Below are 20,758 nucleotides of genomic sequence, written 5' to 3'. Positions count from 1 at the left end.
GCCTCAAACAATGGAAGAGGCTACCTGAAAAGGATTATAGCAAATGCGGCGGTGTTTGCCGCTGCGGCCTACATGCGGCTGAGTTCGCGCTGCAGGGCTTGGATGTTTTGCTGGCGGTCGAGCACGTCGCTTTGCAGGCTGCTCACGCGGGCTTGGTGGGCGGCGTAGGCGGCTTGGTCGCCTTTGGGCAGGGTGCGGCTTTCGGTGAGGGCTTTTTGCGCGTCGGCCAGGGCGCGGCGTTCGTTGGCCAGCTCTTGCTCGAGAATCAGGCGGCGGCCGCTGTTGGTGCGGCCGGAGGGGGCGGCGGCCACGGGTGCGGCGGGCGCGGGGGCGCGGTATACGGCGGCCTGCGGGCTGCCGGCGCTGACCCGCGGCTGGCGGGTGCGGCAGCCACGGGCGCCGGGGCGGGCGGGCACGCGGGCGGGGTGCGGCGGTGTAGCGGCCGATGCTGGCAGGTCGGCGCGTTGGCAGCCGGGGCCGGGTTTGTTGCTGTAGCTGCCGTTGCCGCAGTTATATACGGGGAAGCGCTTGCGCTGAGGCAGGCGAGGGCGAAAATGGTAAGTAGCGATGATTTCTGCATGTTATTTTCCCTTTTCTGGCAATGGCTGGCCGAATTCCTGCTCGACTGCCTGATAGACGGCTTCGAGTTCTTCTTGCAGGGCGAGCCAGCTTTCTTCTGTTTGGCTTAATTGTACTTTGACTTCGGCTGTTTTGGCTAAGTATTGGTGCAATTTGGCTTTATTGTGTTCCTTATATGCTTCTTCGGAGGCGAGGAAGGCTTCGCATTCGGCTTGTTCGGCGGAAAGTTTGGCGAGGAGCTGCTCGGCGTGTTCGATTTTCTGCTGGATGGGTTTGCTGCGTTGGGCGCGTTGTTGGCGGATTTGGGCGGCGAGGCGTTTTTCGTCTTTGCGGTTTTGGCTGGCGGCGGAGGCGGGCGGGGCGGCTTCGGGGTTGGTTTGGGCAAGGCGCAGGCGGCGGTAGTCGTTGAGGTCGCCTTCGAAGGTTTTCAGGTGGCCTTGGTCGATGAGCAGGAAGCTGTCGGTGGTGGCTTCGAGCAGGCTGCGGTCGTGGGAGACGACGATGAGTGCGCCTTGGAAGCTTTGCAGGGCGAGGGTGAGGGCGTGGCGCATGTCGAGGTCGAGGTGGTTGGTGGGTTCGTCGAGCAGGAGGAGGTTGGGCTGCTGCCAAACGATGATGGCCAGGGCGAGGCGGGCTTTTTCGCCGCCGGAGAAGGGGGCGATGGGCTGGACGGCCATGTCGCCGGCGAAGTCGAAGCCGCCGAGGAAGTTGCGGATGTCTTGCTCTTTGGCTTCGGGACTGAGGCGCTGGATGTGCCAGAGGGGGCTTTGGTCGGCGCGGAGGGTGTCGAGCTGGTGTTGGGCGAAGTAGCCGATTTTGAGTTTGTCGGCGCGGATGATTTGGCCGCTTTGGGGCTCAAGGCTACCTGAAAGGGCTTTGATGAAGGTGGATTTGCCGCTGCCGTTAACGCCGAGCAGGCCGAGGCGGGCGCCGCTTTCGAGGGAGAGGCTGATTTGCCGCAGGATGGTTTGGCCGCTGTAGCCGAAGCTGACTTGGTCGAGCTTGATCAGGGGGGTGGGCAGGTGCTCGGGCGGGGGGGAGCTGAAGCTGAAGCTGCTGTCGAGGTGGGCGGGGGCGACGAGCTCGAGTTTGGCGAGGGCTTTGATGCGGCTTTGGGCTTGTTTGGCTTTGGTGGCTTTGGCTTTGAAGCGGTCGATGAAGGATTGGAGGTGTTGGATGTGGGCTTGCTGTTTGACGTAGGCGGCTTGCTGGTTGGCGAGGCGTTGGGCGCGTTGCTGCTGGTAGAAGTCGTAGTTGCCGCTGTAGCTGTGGAGCTGGCGTTGGGCGAGCTCGATGGTGTGGTTGGTGGCGGCGTTGAGGAAGTCGCGATCGTGGGAGATGATGATTTGGGTGCAGGGCAGGGCGGCGAGGTGGTTTTCCAGCCAGAGGACGGTTTCTAAGTCGAGGTGGTTGGTGGGCTCGTCGAGCAGGAGGAGGTCGGCGCGGCACATGAGGGCTTGGGCGAGGTTGAGGCGCATGCGCCAGCCGCCGGAAAAGGCTTTGACGGGGCGGCTGTGTTCGGCTTGGGAAAAACCGAGCCCGCTGAGCAGTTTGGCAGCGCGGGCGGGGGCGGTGTAGGCGTTGATTTCTTCGAGCTTGGCGTGGTATTCGGCGATGGCGTGACCATTGTTTTGCTCTTCGGCTGCTTTGAGGGCTACCTGAAAAGTTTGCAGCTCGGCATCGCCTTGCAATACGTAGTCTAAGGCGCTGGTGTTGAGGGCGGGGGTGTCTTGGGCGACGGCGGCGAGTTTCCAATGCGGGGGCAGGCGGATTTCGCCGGCGTCGGCGCCGATTTCGCCTTTGATGAGGGCGAAAAGGCTGGATTTGCCGCTGCCGTTTTTGCCGATGAGGCCGACGCGGCGGCCGGGGGGGATGCGGGCGGTGGCTTGTTCGAGCAGGATTTTGTGGCCGCGCTGGAGGGTGAGGCGGGTGATTTCTATCATGTTGTGTTGGTGTGTTGGAAAAAGGTTGGGCAGCCGATGGGCTACCTGAAAAAGGCTACCTGAAAAGTTCTGCGCGCGGGCGAACGGGTTTCAGGTAGCCTTTGTGCGGGTGCACGGCTAACGGTTGAGCTCGAGGGCCAGGAAGAGCTTGCTGCTGCCGCGCTGGATGAGCAGGGCGACGGCGCTGTCGGCGTGGTTTAGGGCTTGGCTGAAGCTGTTTTCGTCGCTTACGGCGGTGCGGGTTACCATGAGGATGATGTCGCCGCGGCGCAGGCCAGCACGCTGGGCGGGGCCGCTGGCTTGCAATACGAGCAGGCCTTGGCTGTGACTGCGCAGTTGCAGGCCGGTGAGCTCGGAGCTGAAGCCGGCGCTGTTGTCGGTTTTGCGCTCGCTGCCGGGGCGGGCGGCGTTGTCGGCGGTGTTGGTGCTGCCGGAGCCGAGGGTGACTTGCACGTCTTCGCGGCGGCCGTTGCGCCAGATGCCAAGGGTGAGGCGGGTGCCGGGCGTCATCATGCCCACGAGCACAGGCAAGTCGCTGGAGGCTTTTACGCTTTCGCCGTTCACGCTCTGCACGATGTCGCCAGGCTGTAGGCCGGCTTTGTCGGCGGGGCCTCCGGGAATCACCTGCGAAATCAGGGCGCCGTTGGCGGCTTCGAGGCCGAAGGATTTTGCCAGGTCGTAGTTGACTTCCTGAATCACCACGCCGATGCGGCCGCGCTCCACTTTGCCGTTGCGGCGCAGCTGGTCGGCCACGTTCATGGCCACGTCGATCGGGATGGCGAAGGAGATGCCCATGAAACCGCCCGATTGGCTATAAATCTGCGAGTTCACTCCCACCACCTGCCCGCGCAGGTTAAACAAAGGGCCGCCAGAGTTGCCAGGGTTGATGGCCACGTCGGTTTGGATGAAGGGGGTGTAGTTTTCATTGGGCAGGCTGCGGCCTTTGGCGGATACGATACCGGAGGTGACGCTGTTGTCGAAGCCGAAGGGTGCGCCGATGGCGGCCACCCATTCGCCCACGCGCAGGTCTTTGGGATTGCCGATTTTCACGGTGGGCAGGTTTTGCGCGTCGATTTTCAAAAGGGCGATGTCGGTTTGCGTGTCGGAGCCGACCAGGCGGGCGGTGTATTCGCGGCGGTTGTTGAGCATCACTTTGATGTTGTTCATGCCGCTGAGCACGTGGGTGTTGGTGAGGATATAGCCATCGGCGCTGATGAGGAAGCCGGAGCCGAAGTTGTATTCGTCTTCGTCGGATTCTATTTGGTCGGACTGGTTGGGCTGGAGGCGTTTGAAAAATTCGGAGAAGGCATCGTTTTCCGGCAGTTGGTCGAAGCCGTCTTGGCCGGAGGCGGTTTGCGCTTCGTCGCTGCGGCTGGCTTGGATATTGACCACGGTGCCGCCTTCTTGCTCGACTAGTTTGGTGAAGTCGGGCAGCAGCATATCGGCGGCACCGCTGCCTGCCGGTGCGCTAACGGTTTTCACGAAGGGGGTGTCGCCGGAATCGGCGGCATCGTCGCGGCCGCATCCGTTTAACAGGAGCAGGGCGGCGAGGATGGGCAGGAGGAGGCGGGCGGCGGGTTTCGGCATGATGGGAAATGAAAATGGGGGAAACAACGGTAGCGGGATTGTAGCCCAAGCTCGGGCTTGAAGCCAGTTTGGCGTTGTGATTTCAAGGTTTTGCGTTTTCAGGTAGCCTGCCGGACGGCAGAGGCTACCTGAAAAATATTTCGGTGGGCTGTTTTCGGGAATGATGTGAAATCATGCCGTGCAAACGCAAAAAGACAGGCAGCTACCTGTCTTTCTTCGGGAAACAGCCGATTAGGCCGGCTGGATGTTGGAGGCTTGCTTACCTTTGGGGCCGGTGGTTACTTCGAAAGAAACTTTCTGGCCTTCTTTCAAGGTTTTGAAGCCGTTCATGTTGATTGCGGAGAAGTGGGCGAACAAATCTTCGCCGCCTTCGTCGGGGGTAATGAAACCAAAGCCTTTAGCGTCGTTAAACCATTTAACAGTACCAGTTGCCATACTAAACATCCTATCTAAAAAACAAAAATCAAAAAAGCAGGTTGGCAAAGCAGGAAAACGACTGTGTTGGGTTAAACGGTTAGTTCAGCTGCTGAACCGGAAGATTCCGGCCTGCCGCACTTGCGGGGGTAAGTGTCGCGCAGGCTGGCTTAACAGTCAAGTAATGTTTGAATAATAACGTTAAAAATCGCAAAAAACAGACAGAAAAACGAGCTTTTGCCCTGATTTTGTTTTCTGCCGTATCGTTGAATATAATTTGCAGGCATTATCTGTTAATTGGCGGCGGGATGGCTGCCGGGGAAAACGCAAAACGGGCGTATCGGTGTAAAATGCCCTGTATTTTATTGAATAATAAAAATTATGTCAGATACCAAACAGGCGGTGAAGCCGCAGCTCGACCAGCAGCCGCTGCCGCCACCCAAGCAATACGGTGTGTTTTTGTTGAACGACGACTACACGCCGATGGATTTTGTGGTCATGCTGCTGGTGGATGTGTTCAGGCTACCTGAAAACCTGGCGGAAGCGGTGATGCTGCAAGTGCATCACGAAGGCAAAGGACTGTGCGGCGTTTATCAGAAAGATATTGCTGACACCAAACACCAGCAAGTGCAAAACCTGGCCCGGCAGGCAGGCCATCCGCTGCTGTGCACGGTTGAGGAGGTGTGATTATGCTGTCGAAAGAACTGGAAAGTATTTTGCAGGTGATTTATGCCGACGCCCGCTCGCAGCGGTATGAGTTTATCGGCATCGAGCACCTGCTGCTCTCGCTGATGCAGGAGAGCGACGAGGTGCGCGCCGTGCTGAAAGAATGCGGCGTGAACATCCCGCTGCTGGCTGAACAGCTGGCCATCAGCATCGAGGAAAACACGCCCATCCTGCCCGAAGACTCGCCCGAATCGGGCGAAACCCAGCCCACGCTCGGCTTCCAGCGCGTGATCCAGCGGGCGATTGTGCACGTGCAGTCGGCCGGCAAGCGGCAGGTGATGCCGGTGGACGTGCTGGTGGCGCTGATGTCGGAAAAAAACAGCCATGCCGTGTATTTCCTCGGCCTGCAAGCCGTGGGGCGCAGCGAGATTCTGAATTTTGTGGCGCACGGCATCGTGCCCGAACGCCTGGCCGACACCGAAAAAGCCGAAGGCGAAGCCGAGCCGGATGAAGAAGGCGAAAACAAACCCATCCGCCATGCGCTGGCCAAATACACCGTGAACCTAAACGTGGAAGCGCGCGAAGGCCGCATCGACGCCTTGGTGGGTCGCGGCATGGAAATGGAACGCCTCATGCAAACCCTGTGCCGCCGCCGCAAGAACAACCCGCTCTTGGTGGGCGAGGCCGGCGTGGGCAAAACCGCGCTGGCCGAAGGTCTGGCCTACCGATTGGAACACGGTGACGTGCCCGAAGCGCTGGCCGGCGCCACCGTGTTTGCACTCGATATGGGCTCGCTCCTGGCCGGCACCAAATACCGCGGCGATTTTGAAGCCCGCATCAAAGCCGTGCTCAAAGAGCTGGCCAAAATCGAACATTCCATCCTGTTTATCGACGAAATCCACACCATCATCGGCGCGGGCAGCACCACCGGCAGTACCATGGATGCTTCCAACTTGCTCAAGCCCGCCCTTTCCAAAGGCCACCTGCGCTGCATCGGCGCCACTACCTACGACGAATACCGCACTATCTTCGCTAAAGACCACGCCCTCAGCCGCCGCTTCCAGAAAATCGACGTGGCCGAGCCCAGTGTGGCCGAAACCGTGGAAATCCTCAAAGGCCTGCAACCCGCGCTCGAATCCTTCCACAAAATCCGCTTCTCCCAGCACGCCCTCAGCGCCGCCGCCGAGCTTTCCGTGCGCTACCTGAACGACCGCTTCCTGCCCGACAAAGCCATCGACCTCATCGACGAAGCCGCCGCCGCCCAGCGCATCCTGCCCGGCGACAAACGGCGCGATGTGATTGAAGCCGCGCAGATAGAAGAAGTGGTGGCCAAAATCGCCCGCATTCCCGAGCAGACCGTATCCAAAGACGACAAAGAAGTGCTGCGCCACCTCGAGCGCAACCTGAAAAACATGGTGTTCGGCCAAGATGCCGCCATCGAAGCGCTGGCCGCTGCCATCAAAATGTCGCGCTCCGGCCTTGGGCAAACGGAAAAACCCATCGGCAGCTTCCTGTTTTCCGGCCCTACCGGCGTGGGCAAAACCGAAGTTGCCCGCCAGCTTGCCTATATTCTGGGCGTGCCGCTGCAACGCTTCGATATGTCCGAATACATGGAGCGCCACGCTGTGGCCCGGCTCATCGGCGCACCGCCCGGCTATGTCGGTTTCGAGCAGAGCGGCCTGCTCACCGAAGCCGTAAACAAACAGCCCTTCTGCGTGCTGCTTCTAGACGAAATCGAAAAAGCCCACCCGGATGTGCACAATATCTTGTTGCAAATCATGGACTACGGCACGCTCACCGACAACAACGGCCGCAAAACCGACTTCCGCAACACCATCGTCATCATGACCACCAATGCCGGCGCCGAAAGCCTCAGCCGCCCCGTGCTCGGCTTCACCCGCCAGCGCATGAGCGGCGACGAGGGCGAAGCGCTGAAAAAAGCCTTCACCCCCGAATTCCGCAACCGCCTCGACGCCGTGATTTCCTTCGCCCCGCTCGATAACGAAATCATCGCCAAGGTAACCGACAAATTCCTGCTCGCGCTGGAGCAGCAGCTCTTGGCAAAAAACGTGGAAGCCCACTTCACCACCGGCCTGCGCAGCTATCTGGCCGAGCAGGGCTTCGACCCGCAAATGGGCGCCCGCCCCATGCAGCGGCTGATTCAAGACAAAATCCGCCGCGTGCTGGCCGACGAGCTGCTCTTCGGCCGCTTGAGCAAAGGTGGCGAAGTGACCATCGGCTACGACACGAAAGGAGACAAGGTGACGCTCTCCTTCTCCGCCGCCAAAACCAAACGCGGCAGAGTGGTGGACGCCGGCAGCTGAGGCGGATGGGTGCGATACAATTTTTCAGGTAGCCTCTATCCGGTAAGAGGCTACCTGAAAACATAATAACGCCATTAAATTAAATGGTTATATGGAAGGTGGTATGAAGAAATACCTAAATATTGCCGCAATATTGGCAGCTGGTTTGCTGGCCGCGTGTTCGCCATCCACCCCAGCACAAGAAGCTGCGGCTGCAAGCGGACAGCAGGCGGTAAGCTCGCCTATGCCATTGAGTGTGGCTTCTACGGCAGCCTCTAGTGTCCCTGCTTCCTTGGTAGAAGATAGAGAGTTGGTTATATTTGCCGACGGTCTGGCAAAAGACGATTCGCTGGTGTTGGATATGTGGCTGTTTCCCCCTGATGTCTTGACGGAAGCTCCGGTAACGGTTGAAGACATGAAAAGAGGGGCTTATGGCGGCGATATATCCGGCCATTACCGTACCGCCGATCGCGAAAAAATCCTGCCGATTTTCCGGTTTCTTATGGCGCAATACCGCCAATCCAAAATCCGGGCGGCTCACGAAGGGGATGAAAAACTTTTTTCACTCAGCCGCGCTTGGCTGGAGTTTTGCAGCCGCCAAACCGGCGACTGCCTAGTTGCCAATATTTCCTCCGGGCTGCAATGGCGCGATGCCAGGCTTGAGTTCCAGTTTCAAACCCGCCCGTACGGCAGTGTGGCCAAAATCTACGGGCTCGGTGAGCTGGAAAGCAAGTCGTTCAGGCCACTGATACAGCGTGTGTTTTGATTTTGCTTTGGTAAAACCGGTTTCTATTTTCCCCTGCTTACTTTTTCAGGTAGCCTCTTGCTGGATAGGGGCTACCTGAAAAACGTAATGGCACGATATGTTGTTGTGCATGAATAAGGCTGCCTGAAGCTGATGCTTTCAGGCAGCCTTTTTTTGCCTGCCCAACTGGTGGCGGCTTGGCTACTGGCCGCGCAGGAACAGGGCATCCAGATCGGCAAGGGAGAGTTTGACCCAGGTGGGGCGGCCGTGGTTGCATTGGTTGCTGCGGGGGGTGTTTTCCATGTCGCGCAGGAGGGCGTTCATTTCGGGCAGGGTGAGGCGGCAGCCGGCGCGCACGGAGCCGTGGCAGGCCATGGTGCTGAGGATGCGGTTTTCGCGCGCTTCCACAGTTTGGATGCTGCCGGTGTGGGCGGCTTCGCGCAGCATGCTGCGGGCAAGCTCGGGGATGTCGGCTTTACCGAGCATCTGCGGCACGGCGCGCACGGCGATGCTGTGGCTGCCGAGGGGGGTGCAGTCGAGGCCGTATTGGCGCAGCAGGTCGGCGTGTTCGGCCAGGGCGGCCATTTCTTCGTGGCCGGCTTCGAAGCTCACGGGGATGAGCAGCTGCTGGCTGCGCAGGCTGCCGTGGCTTTGGCGCTGGGCTTTCATTTTTTCGTAGTTCACGCGCTCGGCGGCGGCGTGCATGTCGATGAGCAGCAGGCTGTTTTCGGCTTGGGCGAGGATGTAGATGCCGAGCAGTTGGGCGATGGCGAAGCCGAGCGGGTATTCTGCGGCTTCTGGGGCCGGGGAGTCGGCTTCGGCGTGGGGGGCGAGGCGGCTTTGCTCGAGGGCGGCGAGCTCGGGGTCGTGGCTGCTTGGCTGGTAGAGCTGGGCGTAGGTGTGCCAAGCGGCGCGGCTTTCTTGCAGGGTGAGGCGTTGCTGCTGCGGGGCGCGGGTGGGGGTGTAGGCGGCGGGGCGTTGCTGCGGGCTACCTGAAAAACCGCTTTGCCTGTTTTGGCGAAACTCGCTTGGCTCGTTTTTGCTGCGCAGAAACTCACTACGTTCGTTTTGGCGAAACTCGCTAAGTTCGTTTTCAGGTAGCCTTTGGTTGTGCCGCTGTTGCAGCAGACTGCCGGCGTTGCTCACGCTGTCGGTTTGGCTGGCGCGGGTGTCGGCGAGGGCTTTGTTGAGGGTGTGGAAAATGAGCTGGTGTACGGCTTGGCTGTCGCGGAAGCGGATTTCGGTTTTGGTGGGGTGGACGTTGACATCCACCATTTCGGGCGGCAGCTCGAGAAAGAGGGCGAAGGCGGGGGTGATTTGCTGGTGCAGTACGTCGCGGTAGGCCTGCTTCACGGCGTGCAGCATGACTTTGTCGCGCACGAAGCGGTTGTTTACGAAGCAATACTGCTGGCTGCTACGGCCTTGGGAGAAGGTGGGCTTGGCGATGAGGCCGGAGAGGCGGAGCGAACCGCTGCCGCTGTCAACGGGCAGTGAGGCTACCTGAAAATCTTGGCCGAGCACGGCGGCGATGCGTTCGCTCAGGCTTTGGGCGGGGTAGTTGGCGGTGGTTTTGCCGTTGTGGGAAAGGGTGAATGCCACTTGCGGGTGGGCGAGGGCGAGGCGGTCGAACACGGCGGCGCAGTGGGCGTATTCGGTGTTTTCGGATTTGAGGAATTTGCGCCGGGCGGGGGTGTTGAAGAAGAGGTCGGCCACTTCCACGCTGGTGCCGACGTGGTGGGCGGCAGGGGCGGCGGGCTCGATTTGCCGTCGCGGGCGCGCACTTGGCGGGCGGGGGCTGCCTTCTTGGCGGCTGGTGAGGGTGAGGCGGGATACGGAGGCGATGCTGGCGAGCCCTTCGCCGCGGAAGCCCATGCTGCGCACGTGTTCCAAATCTTGCAGGGAGGCGATTTTGCTGGTGGCGTGGCGGGAGAGGGCGAGGGGGAGGTCTTCGGGGTGGATGCCGCTGCCGTTGTCGGCCACGCGGATGAGGCGGATGCCGCCGCCGGCAAGCTCGATTTGGATGCGGCTGGCGCCAGCGTCGAGGCTGTTTTCGATGATTTCTTTGAGCGCGGCGGCGGGGCGTTCCACCACTTCGCCGGCGGCGATTTGGTTTACAAGGTGGTCGGGCAGGGCGTGGATGCGGGGCATGATGGTCTCAGGGTTGGCTGGCTGAAATTTCAGGTAGCCTTTTGTGCGGTGTCGGGCAGGAATGTCCGGGCTGGGGTTGGTTGGCGGTTCGGGTTACCTGAAAAGTTCGGATTGCGGTTCCGCTCTGCTGAAGCCGACGTTTTAGCTTCGCAGAAATTTGCTGTGCTCGTTTTGGCTTCGTTGAAGCTAACGCTTTCAGGTAGCCTTTGGTTTAACCGCCTTGCAGTTTGGCGATATCGGGCGTATCCACGCACACGTCGGCGTTTTGCGCGCGGTGGCGCAGGGCGTGGTCGATGAGCACGAGGGCGAGCATGGCTTCGGCGATGGGGGCGGCGCGCAGGCCGACGCAGGGGTCGTGGCGGCCGTGGGTTTCGAGCATGACGGGATTGCCGTGGATGTCGATGCTGCGGCGCGGGGTGGCGATGGAGCTGGTGGGTTTCACGGCGAAGTCGGCGCGGATGGTTTGGCCGGTGGAGATGCCGCCGAGGATGCCGCCGGCGTGGTTGCTGGCGAAGCCTTGGGGTGTGAGTTCGTCGCCGTGCAGGCTGCCGCGTTGGGAGACGACGTCGAAGCCGTCGCCGATGGATACGGCTTTCACGGCGTTGATGCTCATCAGGGCGTGGGCGATGTCGGCATCGAGCCGGTCGAACACGGGCTCGCCGAGACCGACGGGCACGCTGCGCGCTTCGATGTGCAGCCGCGCGCCCACGGAATCGAGCGATTTGCGCACGGAATCCATATAGGCTTCGAGCTCGGCGATTTGCGATTGGTTGGCGGCGAAGAAGGGGTTTTGGCTGATAAATTCTTCGCCTTCGAAGGCGATTTCGCGCTCGCCCACTTGGCTAACCCAGCAGACGATTTCGGTGCCGAACTGCTCTCGCAGCCATTTTTTGGCCACGGCGCCAGCGGCCACGCGGGCGGCGGTTTCGCGGGCGGAGCTGCGGCCGCCGCCGCGGTAGTCGCGCGTGCCGTATTTGTGCCAGTAGGTGTAGTCGGCGTGGCCGGGGCGGAATTGCTGGGCGATGTTGCCGTAGTCGCGGCTGCGCTGGTCGGTGTTGCAGATGAAGAGGGCGATGGGTGTGCCGGTGGTGCGGCCTTCGAATACGCCGGAGAGGATTTCTACTTGGTCGGCTTCGCGGCGCTGGGTAACGTGGCGGCTGGTGCCGGGGCGGCGGCGGTCGAGGTCGGGCTGGATGTCGGCTTCGGCAAGGGCGAGGCCGGGCGGGCAGCCGTCGATGATGCAGCCGATGCCGGCGCCGTGGCTTTCGCCGAAGGTGGCGATGCGGAAAAGTTGTCCGAAGGAGTTGCTGGGCATGATGGGTGTTTGATTGTGTGGAAAATGGGGGTAAGTGTAGCACAAAGGGGGTGGGGATAAGGGGCTACCTGAAAAATGATGTGGCGCTTGGCGGAAGACGGCCTTGGGCAAGGGCAGGCGGGCGTGGGCGAAATTGGTTTTGCTGGTGTTTGCCGCGTTGGGCTTTGGTTTTGGCTGCGCTGAAGTTGAGGTTTTAGCTTCGCAGAAATTCGCGTTGCTCATTTTAACTTCGTTGAAGCTAACGCTTTCAGGTAGCCTGATGGCGGGGATGGTTGAGGGAGCTAGCTGAAAATATTAGAACCGCTGTGCTTAAACGGCAAAAGGCTACCTGAAAAATGCGGCATTGTTTTTCAGGTAGCCTTTTTATGCTTCCACATCTTTATGCGTTGGCATCAGGCCTTTCGCTATCGGCAGCCGGTTTGCCTGCCAAGCCGCCGGCGCAGCCAATGAGGATGCCGGCCAGGGCGAAGGGCAGCCATTCGAGCGAGAAGGCTTGCAGCGGCAGTTGTTTGATAAATTCGGCGCCGGCCACGGAGAGGATGGAGATGATGGTAACCAGCCCGGCGGCGAGGCGGTGCGACAGCACGGGCAGCGGGCGGACGAAGTTGTCAATCAGGAGCAGCAGCAGGATGGTCATGGCGATGGGGTAGAGCACCATCAGCACGGGCACGGATTTGCTGATTACCGTACTTAAGCCCTGATTGGCCAGGATAAAGCTCACCAGCGTGAGCGACACCACATAGGCGCGGTAGCTGATGCGCGGGAACAGGCCGTAGAAAAATTCGCCCACGGCGGTAACCAGGCCCACGGAAGTGGTGAGGCAGGCGAGGGTAACGATGGTGCCGAACAGGATGCGGCCGAAGCTGCCGAAGGTTTCGTAGGCGGCGGTGGTGAGCAGGAAGGAGCCGATGTCTTGGTTTTTGGCGGCCAAGTCGGTCAGGGTTTGCTCGGGCACGGGCAGGCGGTTGCACACCCAGGCGAGGCCGACATAAATCACGGCCAGCGAAGCGGCGGCGATGATGCCGGCCACAAAGGTTTGTTTTACCACTATTTTGTTGTCGCGCTGCCCGGCGGGCATTTTGGCTTTGATGGCGTTGATCACAATCACGGAGAAGGCCACGGAGGCGAGCACGTCCATGGTTTGGTAGCCGCCGATGAAGCCGCTCAGAAAGGCGGATTGGCCGCCGAAGTTGACCGTGTGCAGGGTGGGCGCGCTGCCGAACAGCCACCACATGGATTTGCCGATGAGGGCGAGGATGGAAACCAGCAGGGCGGGGGTGAGGATGGCGCCGATGCGTTCCACCATTTTGGAGGGGTTCAGGCTCAGCCACAGGGTGAGCGCGTAGTAAACCACGGTGAAGGCGAGCAGTGAGCCGGCGCCGGCTTCGCCGATGAAGGGCAGGATGGCCATTTCGTAGGAGGTGGCGCCGGTGCGCGGGATGGCGAAGAAGGGGCCGATGGTGAGGTAGATGGCCATCAGGAAGAGCACGGAAAACCAGGGGTGGATGCGGTTGAGCGCGGTTTTGTAGCCGTTTTGGTAGAAGGCGCTCACCACGATGCCCAAGAGCGGCAGGCCGACGCCGGTAATCACGAAGCCGGCGAGGGTGCGCCAGAATTCGGGGCCGCTGTTGAGGCCGAGCGTGGGCGGGAAGATGAGGTTGCCGGCGCCGAAAAAGATGGCGAACAGCATGAAGCCGATAACGAAGGTGTTTTTGTTCATTTTGGGGTTTCTCTATATCTGCCTGTGGCGGCACGGTGCGTGGCCTGCCGCGCGAAAAAGGCGCTATGATACCGAATTGCTTGGGAAAGATACAGGGCGGGCGCGGGATGGCGTGCTAATATTTCGCGGCAACCGGCGCTTTCAGGCAGCCTGCCCGCGCGGCCATGAAGGCTACCTGAAAAACGGGGAGGCCGGTTTGGCAGATGGGCAAAACAGGTTTTCAGGTAGCCTCTTTGGGGAACGGGCCGGCGTGTAAAGCGCTTTATCCCTGCGGCGGGAAACAGTATAATCCCACACTTTCGCTGCACGGATTAACCCTTTCCTTACCGCCTTGATTTTATGCCGTTGCTGTCTATCGAATTTGCCGTTTTTTTCCTCTGCTTCTTTCCGGTTTACTGGCTGTTGGCCAAACGCCCGCGCTGGCAGAACTGGCTGCTGCTGCTCACCGGCCTGGGCTGGCTGGGCTATCTGCATTGGAGTTTTGCGGCGGCGGTGGCGGCGTTTTCGCTGGGCGTGGCGGTGATTGCCTCCGGCATCTCGCAGGGCAGGGGGCAGGCGGCGCGACGGCGCTGGCTGGCGGCCGGGGTGGTGCTGGCGGTGCTGAACCTGTCGTTTTTCAAATATTCGGATTTCTGTCTGCCGTATTTGCAGCGCGGGCTGCACGACCCGGCGCTGGATATCCTGATGCCGCTGGGCATTTCTTATTACACCTTCCAAGGCATTGCTTATCTGGTGTCGGTGTACCGCAATGAAGATGTGCGGCTCAAATGGCGCGAGCTGCTGCTGTATTTCAGCTTTTTCCCCACCATCACTTCCGGGCCGATTGCCCGCGCCGGCAAGCTCAAAAGCATCCACGGCACGCACGAGGGCATGGCCGCGCAAATCCGCGCCGAAACGCCGCGCGCCATGATCCGCCCCGCGCTGGCCATCGGCCTGATTGTGCTGGGCATCTGCAAAAAATGGTGGCTGGCCGGCGTGCTCGGCGGCAACTGGGTGGATCCGGTGTTTGAAAACCCGATGCAGTATGATTGGCTCACCGTGCTTACCGCGGTATATGGCTACACAGTGCAGCTGTTTTTGGATTTTTCCGGCTACACCGATTTGGTGGTGGGCATGGCCATGCTGCTGGGCTTCAATTTGCCGCAAAACTTCGCCATGCCGCTGCGCGCGTTCAACCTGCGCGATTTCTGGGACCGCTGGCACATCACGCTCTCCACCTGGATCCGCGACTATATCTACATCCCGCTGGGCGGCAGCCGTAAAGGCTGGCTGCGCACCCAGCTCAACCTGATGGCGGCCATGCTGCTTTCCGGCATCTGGCACGGCCATGGCTGGAACTTCCTGCTGTGGGGCGCGCTGCACGGCGCGGTGCTGGTGGGCTTGAATATCGGCGACAAACTGCTGGGCAAGCGCGAATGGCTGTCCGGTTCGTCGAGGCTGGGCAAGGCCGTGGGCGTGTTTTTTACCGTCAACTTCGTCTGCCTCGCCTTCGTGGTGTTCCGCACGCCTAGCCTGAGCGATGCCGGGCTGATGTTCCAATCGCTGTTGGGCAGGGGCGGCAGCGGTATGCCGGATTTGGAAACGCTGCTGGTGTTGGGCGCGATGGTGCTTGCGCTGCTGTGCTACGGCGCGCTAGCGCGCCTGTTTAACGGCTTCGTTTCCCTGCTGGAGCGGCTGCCGATGTGGGCGTGGCCGCTGCCGATGGGCGCGGCCATGTGGCTGCTGATGGTGTTTGCCCCCTCGGGTATTCCCGGGTTTATTTATGCCAACTTTTAACAACTAAAATAAATAACAATAGCGGATTCGGTTTCAATCGGGATAAGGCGAGACAAAGTAGTCTTGGTTTGAAATGAATTCACGATAAAACAAAGCGATTGAGCCATGAAGCCCAACCAAGCCAAACGCAGAGCGCGAAAACACAAATACAAAGAACAAGCCGCCCGCCGCAAAGCGGAGGCCGACAAACAGCTGCCGCTGGATTTGCCCGAGCCCGAGCAGGAAACGGCTGCTGCGCCGGCCAAGGCGGAGCCGGCCGAAGCGAAGGCCAAACAGCCGCCGAAAGGTGCCGATTCCGCAAAAAAACACGGCATCCGTTTTCAGGTAGCCTCTAGAGCAGCACAGGCCGCCAAACACCAACCTAAACCCAAAGCGGCAAAGCAAACGCCCAAGCGCCGGCCGGCCAAAGAAACCCAGCCTGCCTTCAAGCCCGCCAGCCTGAGCAAACCCGCCCCCTCGCCGGTGTGGCGGCTGTATTTGGCGCTGCTGCTTACCGGCCTGCTCACCGTGTGGTTCAGCCAAGATTCCATCAATGCCTATTGGCAGCAAACCTACCACCGCGCCAGCCCGCTGGAAAAACTAAACGACTACGGCTGGTGGCGGGCCGGCAGCCGCTGGCAGCAGGCATCGCTGCGGCAGCACGAAAACGCCGTCGGTTGGCTGGAAGTGCGCAACGAAAGCTGGCGCGAGCAACACGCCGCGCCAAACCAGGCCGCAGCCCTGCCGTCGCCCGATACGGTAGCGCCTGCCGCCAGCCAGCCTGCCGCCGCTTCCGATCCGGCGCACGGCGGCGCAGCTTTGGCGCAAGCCCAGCCCGACCGCGTGCAGCTCACCGCCGGAGACAAAGTATTCTTCGCCGGCGATTCCATGATGGAAGGCGTGGCGCCGCATGTGCAGCGCTGGTTGAGCAGCGAATACGGCATCGATTCCATCAACCTCAGCCGCCAAAGCACCGGCCTGTCTTACCCCAGCTTCTTCGACTGGCCGGCCACCATAGAAAAAACCTTGCGGGAAGACCAAAAAATCAGGTTGCTGGTGGTGTTTTTAGGGCCAAACGACCCCTGGGATTTCCCCAATCCCCAGCCCGGCACCCGAGGCTACCTGAAATTCCAAAGCCCGGAATGGGAACAGGAATACCGGCAGCGCATCGAGCGCATTGCAGGCGCGGCCAAGGCAGCCAACGTCCGCCTCATCTGGATGGGCGTGCCGCTGATGAAAAACCGCCGCCTCAATGCCCAAATGCGCTATCTGGACGAACTGTTCGCCAGTGAGCTGGCCGGCAAATCCATCTGGCTGCCCACCGACAAAATCATGGGCGGCGAAGACGGGCAATACCGCGACAGCATCACCATAAACGGGCAAACCGTCCGCCTGCGCAGCAAAGACGGTATTCATTTCACCATAAAGGGACAACAATTCCTGGCCGAACAGATTGCCAGCCGTATCTACTACCGGCCCGCATCTGCCCACGAGCCGGGCGTTCCGGCCGCCGCTTCCGAAACCATGGCAGCGCGCGGGAAGTAAACCGGCAAACAGGCATCTCCCGCCACGGGCTTGGCAAGCCACGCAAGGGAAAGCCGATTTGCCGCCCAGCAAGATTGAAGGACAGTAAGACCGATGTTTTTGTTTAAAGAAGGCCGCAAGCTGGCCTTGATGGCCGTTTGTTTGTTTGCCTGCCAGGCCTGCGGTGCCGAAACCGCCGCTCAAGGCACCCCTGAAAAAGCCGAGCTCACCAACTACGGCAGCTGGCAGCCCGTGTGGCTCGACAAGCTGCAACGCCTCAACCGCGGCGGCAACGTGAAATTCCGCATCGTGCAAATCGGCGATTCCCACACCGCCGGCGACTATTTCACCAACGAATTGCGCACCCGCCTGCAACAGCAGTGGGGCGACGGCGGCATCGGCTGGGTGTATCCCAACAACGTGGCCGGCCAGCGCAACGCCCAAGTGCTGCACAGCAGCAGCGGCTGGCAGGTGCTGAGCAGCCGCAACGCCCGCGCCGAATTCCCGCTGGGCGGCATTTTGAACCGCTCCTCCGGCGGCGGCCACACCACGGTCAACCCGCGTAAGCCGATCGGCGAAGCCCAGCAGGTTACCATCATCGCCCGCCCGGTGTTTGCCGACAACGCCCTGAGCGTGCAAGACGCGCAAGGCCGCCAAGTGGCCTCGCTGCCCAACCTCGGCAGCAACGCCTGGCAGTATTTCTCCTTCACCGCCCAGCTGCCCCTGAGCTACCGCTCGCAGCCCGGCGACATTTGGGAAATCGGCCACATTAATATCGAAAACGACCGCCCCGGCGTGATTGTGTCGGCGATGGGCATCAACGGCTCGCAGTTGTCGCAATGGGGCAGCTGGCGCGCCGACTGGATGCAGGATTTGTCGGCCACGCAGGCCGATTTGGTGATTCTCGCCTACGGCACCAACGAAGCCTTCAACAGCCATCTGGATGTGGCGCAAACCAAACGCATTTGGGCGGAAACCGTCGGTCGTATCCGAGAAGCCCTGCCCGGCGCCGGCATTTTGATTATCGGCGCGCCCGAATCGCTCAAATCCAAGCACGGCCAATGCGGCCAGCGCCCACCCTATCTGGATGCCGTGCAGCAGATGCAGCGCGACGTGGCGCAGCAGGAGCAAACCCTGTATTGGTCGTGGCAGGCCGCCATGGGCGGGCCGTGCAGCATGAAAGGCTGGGTGGCGCGCGGCCTGGGCGCCCGCGACGGCGTGCACTTCTCCGCCCAAGGTTACCAAACCGCCGCCTCGCAGCTGGCCGACGACATCATCAAGCTGGCCAACAAATAGCCTACTTTAATAGGCTTGGTTTGCGTTTTCAGGTAGCCTCACACAGCAGGCTACCTGAAAACCAGCTTTCGGAAGAAGGCTAGGTTGTTGCTAAACCAAACCAAAACCGGCAGGCTTTATTTTTCAGGTAGCCTCAAACACACAAAAGGCTACCTGAAAACGAACGGAGTGAGTTTCTGCGAAGCTAAAACACCATCCCGAATCACAGGACACCCTATGCCGAACCGCCAAGACATCATCAGCTGGTGCAACCAATTCCTGCAAATTTCCGCTTTTCAGGATTACGCCCCCAACGGCCTGCAAGTGGAAGGGCGCGAAAACGTGCGCAAAATCGTGTGCGCCGTAACCGCCAGCCTGGCCGCCATCGACTATGCCGTGCAACAGGAAGCCGATATGCTCCTGGTGCACCACGGCCTGTTTTGGAAGAGCGAGCCGATTACCATCACCGGCTGGAAACACCGCCGCATCGCCGCCCTCCTCCGCCACAACATCAACCTGGCCGGCTACCACCTGCCGCTCGACGCCCACCCCGAAGTCGGCAACAACGCCCAGCTTGCCCAACGCCTCGGCTGGCGCATCGACGGCCAAACCGGCGAACAAAACCTGCTGATGTACGGCGCCCCGCCGTCCGATACCGACGGCGCCGCGCTGGTGGCGCAGCTGGCCGCCGCCCTCGGCAGGCAGCCCGTGGCGGCCGGGGATTTGCAACGCTCCGTGCGCAGGCTGTTTTGGTGCAGCGGCGGCGCGCAGGGCTTTTTCCGGCAGGCCATTGACCTCGGCGCCAATGCCTTCGTTACCGGCGAGATTTCCGAAGCGCAATACCACTTGGCCAAGGAAAACGGCACGCTTTTCATCAGCGCCGGCCACCATGCCACCGAACGCTACGGCATCCAGGCGCTGGCCGGGCGTTTGCAGCAGGAATTCGCGCTGGAATGCCGGTTTTTCGATGAAGACAATCCGGCTTGATGGTTTTGGCTTTGCCGAAGCGGCATTTTAGCTTCGCAGAAACTCAGCTTGGGCTACGCCCAAACATCGTCCACTGCGTTGAAGCTTACGCTTTCAGGTAGCCTTAGAAATTTCAGGTAGCCTTTAGTTTTCCTAGCCCCTCACTCATCTAACGGGATAAACCCATGAAATACATCAGCACGCGCGGCCAAACCGCCCCCAAATCCTTCAGCGAAGTCCTGCTTATGGGCCTCGCGCCCGACGGCGGTCTGATGCTGCCCGAGCGCTATCCGCAAATCGACGCCGACACGCTGCAACGCTGGCGCAGCCTGAGCTACTCCGAATTGGCATTTGAAATCATGAGCCTGTTTGCGGGCGACATTCCGGCCGAAGACCTGCGCCGCCTGGTGGAGAATACCTACACCGAAGCCGTGTTTGGCACAAGCAGCATCACCCCCATGCGCACCCTCGCCGACGGCATCAAAATCCAAGCCCTCTCCAACGGCCCCACGCTGGCCTTCAAAGACATGGCCATGCAGTTTCTCGGCCACGCCTTCGAATACGTGCTGTCGCGCGAAGGCAAACGGCTCAACATCATCGGCGCCACCAGCGGCGACACCGGCTCCGCTGCCGAATATGCCCTGCGCGGCAAGGCCGGCATCCATGTGTTCATGCTCTCGCCGCACGGCAAAATGAGCGCCTTCCAGCGCGCCCAAATGTATAGCCTGGCCGACGAAAACATCCACAACATCGCCATCGAAGGCATGTTTGACGACTGCCAAGACATCGTGAAAGCGCTGCAAAATGATGTCGCCTTCAAGCAGCAATACAGCATCGGCACGGTCAACTCCATCAACTGGGGGCGCATCCTTGCGCAAATCGTGTACTACTTCGCCGGCTATTTCCGTGCCACCGCCAGCAACAGCGAGCAAGTGAGCTTTTGCGTGCCCAGCGGCAATTTCGGCAACATCTGTGCCGGGCATATTGCCCGCATGATGGGCTTGCCCATCCGCCGCCTGATTGTGGCCACCAATGAAAACGACGTGCTGGACGAATTCTTCCGCACCGGCCGCTACCGCCCGCGCAGCGCCGCGCACACCTACGTTACCTCCAGCCCTTCGATGGACATTTCCAAAGCCTCTAATTTCGAGCGTTTCGTGTTCGATTTATTGCGGCGCGACCATTTTCAGGTAGCCTCATTGTGGCAGCGGGTGGCAGATGGCGAAGGTTTCGATTTATCCGCCGAGCTGCCGCGTATCCGCGAAGAATTCGGCTTCGTATCCGGCTCCAGCCACCACGCCGACCGCCTCGCCACCATCCGCGCCGTGCACGAAAGCGACGGCGAATGGCTCGACCCGCACACCGCCGACGGCGTGAAAGTGGCGCGCGAGCTGCGCGAGGCGGGCGAAACCATCGTTTGCCTGGAAACCGCGTTGGCGGCCAAGTTTGCCGACATCATCGACGAAGCCGCCGGGCATCATGTGGACGTGCCGCGCCCCGCCGCGCTCGCCGGGCTGGAAAACCTGCCGCAACGCGTGGCCGTGCTGCCCAACAGCGCGCAGGCGGTGCGGGAGCTGATGGTGCAAACCTTGGGTTGATTTTTTCAGGTAGCCTGTGTGCATAAGGCTACCTGAAAATATTTCGACCATCGCAAATTTCATCCACTATACTTCGCAGATATTTTTCAGGTAGCCTCTTACTTATGAACCCAGCCGACATCCTGCCCTCCCTGCGCACCTTTCTGAGCGATCGCGAAATCGTGGCCGACCCCGCGCCGCTGCTGGCCGACCGCCGCGGCCGCTACACCGGCCGAGCCGC

15 protein-coding genes are annotated in these 20,758 nt (G+C 60.7%); 8 read left to right on the top strand and 7 right to left on the bottom strand.

Annotation, left to right across the window (positions count from 1 at the left end):
• Positions 1 to 68: 68 nt before the first annotated feature.
• The 4 genes from LG371_RS03445 to LG371_RS03430 form a co-directional block, all read right to left on the bottom strand.
• Positions 69 to 416 carry a hypothetical protein gene (locus LG371_RS03445; RefSeq protein ID WP_225747758.1) on the bottom strand — a complete coding sequence of 116 codons (348 nt, stop codon included), beginning with the start codon at positions 414 to 416 and terminating at the stop codon, positions 69 to 71.
• A gap of 165 nt (positions 417 to 581) precedes the next feature.
• On the bottom strand, positions 582 to 2,522 hold the full coding sequence (locus LG371_RS03440) for an ATP-binding cassette domain-containing protein (RefSeq protein ID WP_225747757.1): 1,941 nt from the start codon (positions 2,520 to 2,522) through the stop codon (positions 582 to 584).
• 117 nt (positions 2,523 to 2,639) lie between these two features.
• Positions 2,640 to 4,109: a DegQ family serine endoprotease gene (locus tag LG371_RS03435; protein ID WP_225747756.1), complete on the bottom strand. Its 1,470-nt coding sequence runs from the start codon at positions 4,107 to 4,109 to the stop codon at positions 2,640 to 2,642.
• Positions 4,110 to 4,340: 231 nt separating this feature from the next.
• Positions 4,341 to 4,544, bottom strand: a complete 204-nt coding sequence (locus LG371_RS03430; protein WP_003822547.1) for a cold-shock protein — start codon at positions 4,542 to 4,544, stop codon at positions 4,341 to 4,343.
• Positions 4,545 to 4,904: 360 nt separating this feature from the next.
• Here LG371_RS03430 and clpS point away from each other — a divergent pair, with 360 nt between their 5' ends.
• The 3 genes from clpS (at position 4,905) to LG371_RS03415 (ending at position 8,258) form a co-directional block, all read left to right on the top strand.
• The gene (clpS, locus tag LG371_RS03425; RefSeq protein ID WP_067592651.1) at positions 4,905 to 5,210 is read left to right on the top strand and encodes an ATP-dependent Clp protease adapter ClpS; all 306 of its coding nucleotides are present in this window, start codon (positions 4,905 to 4,907) and stop codon (positions 5,208 to 5,210) included.
• 2 nt (positions 5,211 to 5,212) lie between these two features.
• Positions 5,213 to 7,513, top strand: coding sequence for an ATP-dependent Clp protease ATP-binding subunit ClpA (clpA, locus tag LG371_RS03420; RefSeq protein WP_067592654.1), 2,301 nt, complete (start codon positions 5,213 to 5,215; stop codon positions 7,511 to 7,513).
• Between the two features lie 103 nt (positions 7,514 to 7,616).
• Positions 7,617 to 8,258: a hypothetical protein gene (locus LG371_RS03415; protein ID WP_067592657.1), complete on the top strand. Its 642-nt coding sequence runs from the start codon at positions 7,617 to 7,619 to the stop codon at positions 8,256 to 8,258.
• A gap of 180 nt (positions 8,259 to 8,438) precedes the next feature.
• Here LG371_RS03415 and mutL read toward each other — a convergent pair whose 3' ends face one another.
• The 3 genes from mutL to brnQ form a co-directional block, all read right to left on the bottom strand.
• A complete protein-coding gene (mutL, locus tag LG371_RS03410; protein WP_225747755.1) occupies positions 8,439 to 10,385 on the bottom strand; it encodes a DNA mismatch repair endonuclease MutL in 1,947 nt (648 codons plus the stop codon).
• Positions 10,386 to 10,596: 211 nt separating this feature from the next.
• Complete coding sequence (gene aroC / locus LG371_RS03405; protein WP_225747754.1) at positions 10,597 to 11,700, bottom strand: chorismate synthase; 1,104 nt, start codon at positions 11,698 to 11,700, stop codon at positions 10,597 to 10,599.
• A 379-nt stretch (positions 11,701 to 12,079) separates the two neighbouring features.
• Positions 12,080 to 13,420: a branched-chain amino acid transport system II carrier protein gene (gene brnQ, locus LG371_RS03400; RefSeq protein ID WP_225747753.1), complete on the bottom strand. Its 1,341-nt coding sequence runs from the start codon at positions 13,418 to 13,420 to the stop codon at positions 12,080 to 12,082.
• A 339-nt stretch (positions 13,421 to 13,759) separates the two neighbouring features.
• Between brnQ and LG371_RS03395 the strand changes: the two genes are divergently transcribed.
• From LG371_RS03395 to thrC, 5 genes are all read left to right on the top strand, one after another.
• Positions 13,760 to 15,196: an MBOAT family protein gene (locus LG371_RS03395; RefSeq protein ID WP_067592672.1), complete on the top strand. Its 1,437-nt coding sequence runs from the start codon at positions 13,760 to 13,762 to the stop codon at positions 15,194 to 15,196.
• Positions 15,197 to 15,658: 462 nt separating this feature from the next.
• Positions 15,659 to 16,720, top strand: coding sequence for a DUF459 domain-containing protein (locus LG371_RS03390; protein WP_067592739.1), 1,062 nt, complete (start codon positions 15,659 to 15,661; stop codon positions 16,718 to 16,720).
• A 93-nt stretch (positions 16,721 to 16,813) separates the two neighbouring features.
• A complete protein-coding gene (locus LG371_RS03385; protein WP_067592676.1) occupies positions 16,814 to 17,995 on the top strand; it encodes an SGNH/GDSL hydrolase family protein in 1,182 nt (393 codons plus the stop codon).
• 216 nt (positions 17,996 to 18,211) lie between these two features.
• Entirely contained in the window at positions 18,212 to 18,961 is a 750-nt protein-coding gene (locus tag LG371_RS03380) for a Nif3-like dinuclear metal center hexameric protein (protein WP_225747752.1), read from the top strand.
• A 164-nt stretch (positions 18,962 to 19,125) separates the two neighbouring features.
• Positions 19,126 to 20,538 carry a threonine synthase gene (gene thrC, locus LG371_RS03375; protein WP_225747751.1) on the top strand — a complete coding sequence of 471 codons (1,413 nt, stop codon included), beginning with the start codon at positions 19,126 to 19,128 and terminating at the stop codon, positions 20,536 to 20,538.
• Positions 20,539 to 20,758: the final 220 nt, after the last annotated feature.

It is taken from the genome of Eikenella sp. Marseille-P7795 (genome assembly GCF_916618725.1).
GTDB lineage: Bacteria > Pseudomonadota > Gammaproteobacteria > Burkholderiales > Neisseriaceae > Eikenella > Eikenella longinqua.
The sequence above is the reverse complement of the archived record's forward strand: the minus strand, read 5'-3'. Positions and strand labels throughout refer to the sequence as shown.

Bases quoted from the DNA above. Each gene is read 5' to 3' on its own strand.
- LG371_RS03395 (WP_067592672.1), top strand. From the start codon at position 13,760: ATGCCGTTGCTGTCTATCGAATTTGCCGTTTTTTTCCTCTGCTTCTTT.
- thrC (WP_225747751.1), top strand. From the start codon at position 19,126: ATGAAATACATCAGCACGCGCGGCCAAACCGCCCCCAAATCCTTCAGC.
- LG371_RS03385 (WP_067592676.1), top strand. From the start codon at position 16,814: ATGTTTTTGTTTAAAGAAGGCCGCAAGCTGGCCTTGATGGCCGTTTGT.
- LG371_RS03415 (WP_067592657.1), top strand. From the start codon at position 7,617: ATGAAGAAATACCTAAATATTGCCGCAATATTGGCAGCTGGTTTGCTG.
- mutL (WP_225747755.1), bottom strand. From the start codon at position 10,385: ATGCCCCGCATCCACGCCCTGCCCGACCACCTTGTAAACCAAATCGCC.
- aroC (WP_225747754.1), bottom strand. From the start codon at position 11,700: ATGCCCAGCAACTCCTTCGGACAACTTTTCCGCATCGCCACCTTCGGC.
- LG371_RS03430 (WP_003822547.1), bottom strand. From the start codon at position 4,544: ATGGCAACTGGTACTGTTAAATGGTTTAACGACGCTAAAGGCTTTGGT.
- clpS (WP_067592651.1), top strand. From the start codon at position 4,905: ATGTCAGATACCAAACAGGCGGTGAAGCCGCAGCTCGACCAGCAGCCG.
- LG371_RS03435 (WP_225747756.1), bottom strand. From the start codon at position 4,109: ATGCCGAAACCCGCCGCCCGCCTCCTCCTGCCCATCCTCGCCGCCCTG.
- clpA (WP_067592654.1), top strand. From the start codon at position 5,213: ATGCTGTCGAAAGAACTGGAAAGTATTTTGCAGGTGATTTATGCCGAC.
- LG371_RS03380 (WP_225747752.1), top strand. From the start codon at position 18,212: ATGCCGAACCGCCAAGACATCATCAGCTGGTGCAACCAATTCCTGCAA.
- brnQ (WP_225747753.1), bottom strand. From the start codon at position 13,420: ATGAACAAAAACACCTTCGTTATCGGCTTCATGCTGTTCGCCATCTTT.
- LG371_RS03440 (WP_225747757.1), bottom strand. From the start codon at position 2,522: ATGATAGAAATCACCCGCCTCACCCTCCAGCGCGGCCACAAAATCCTG.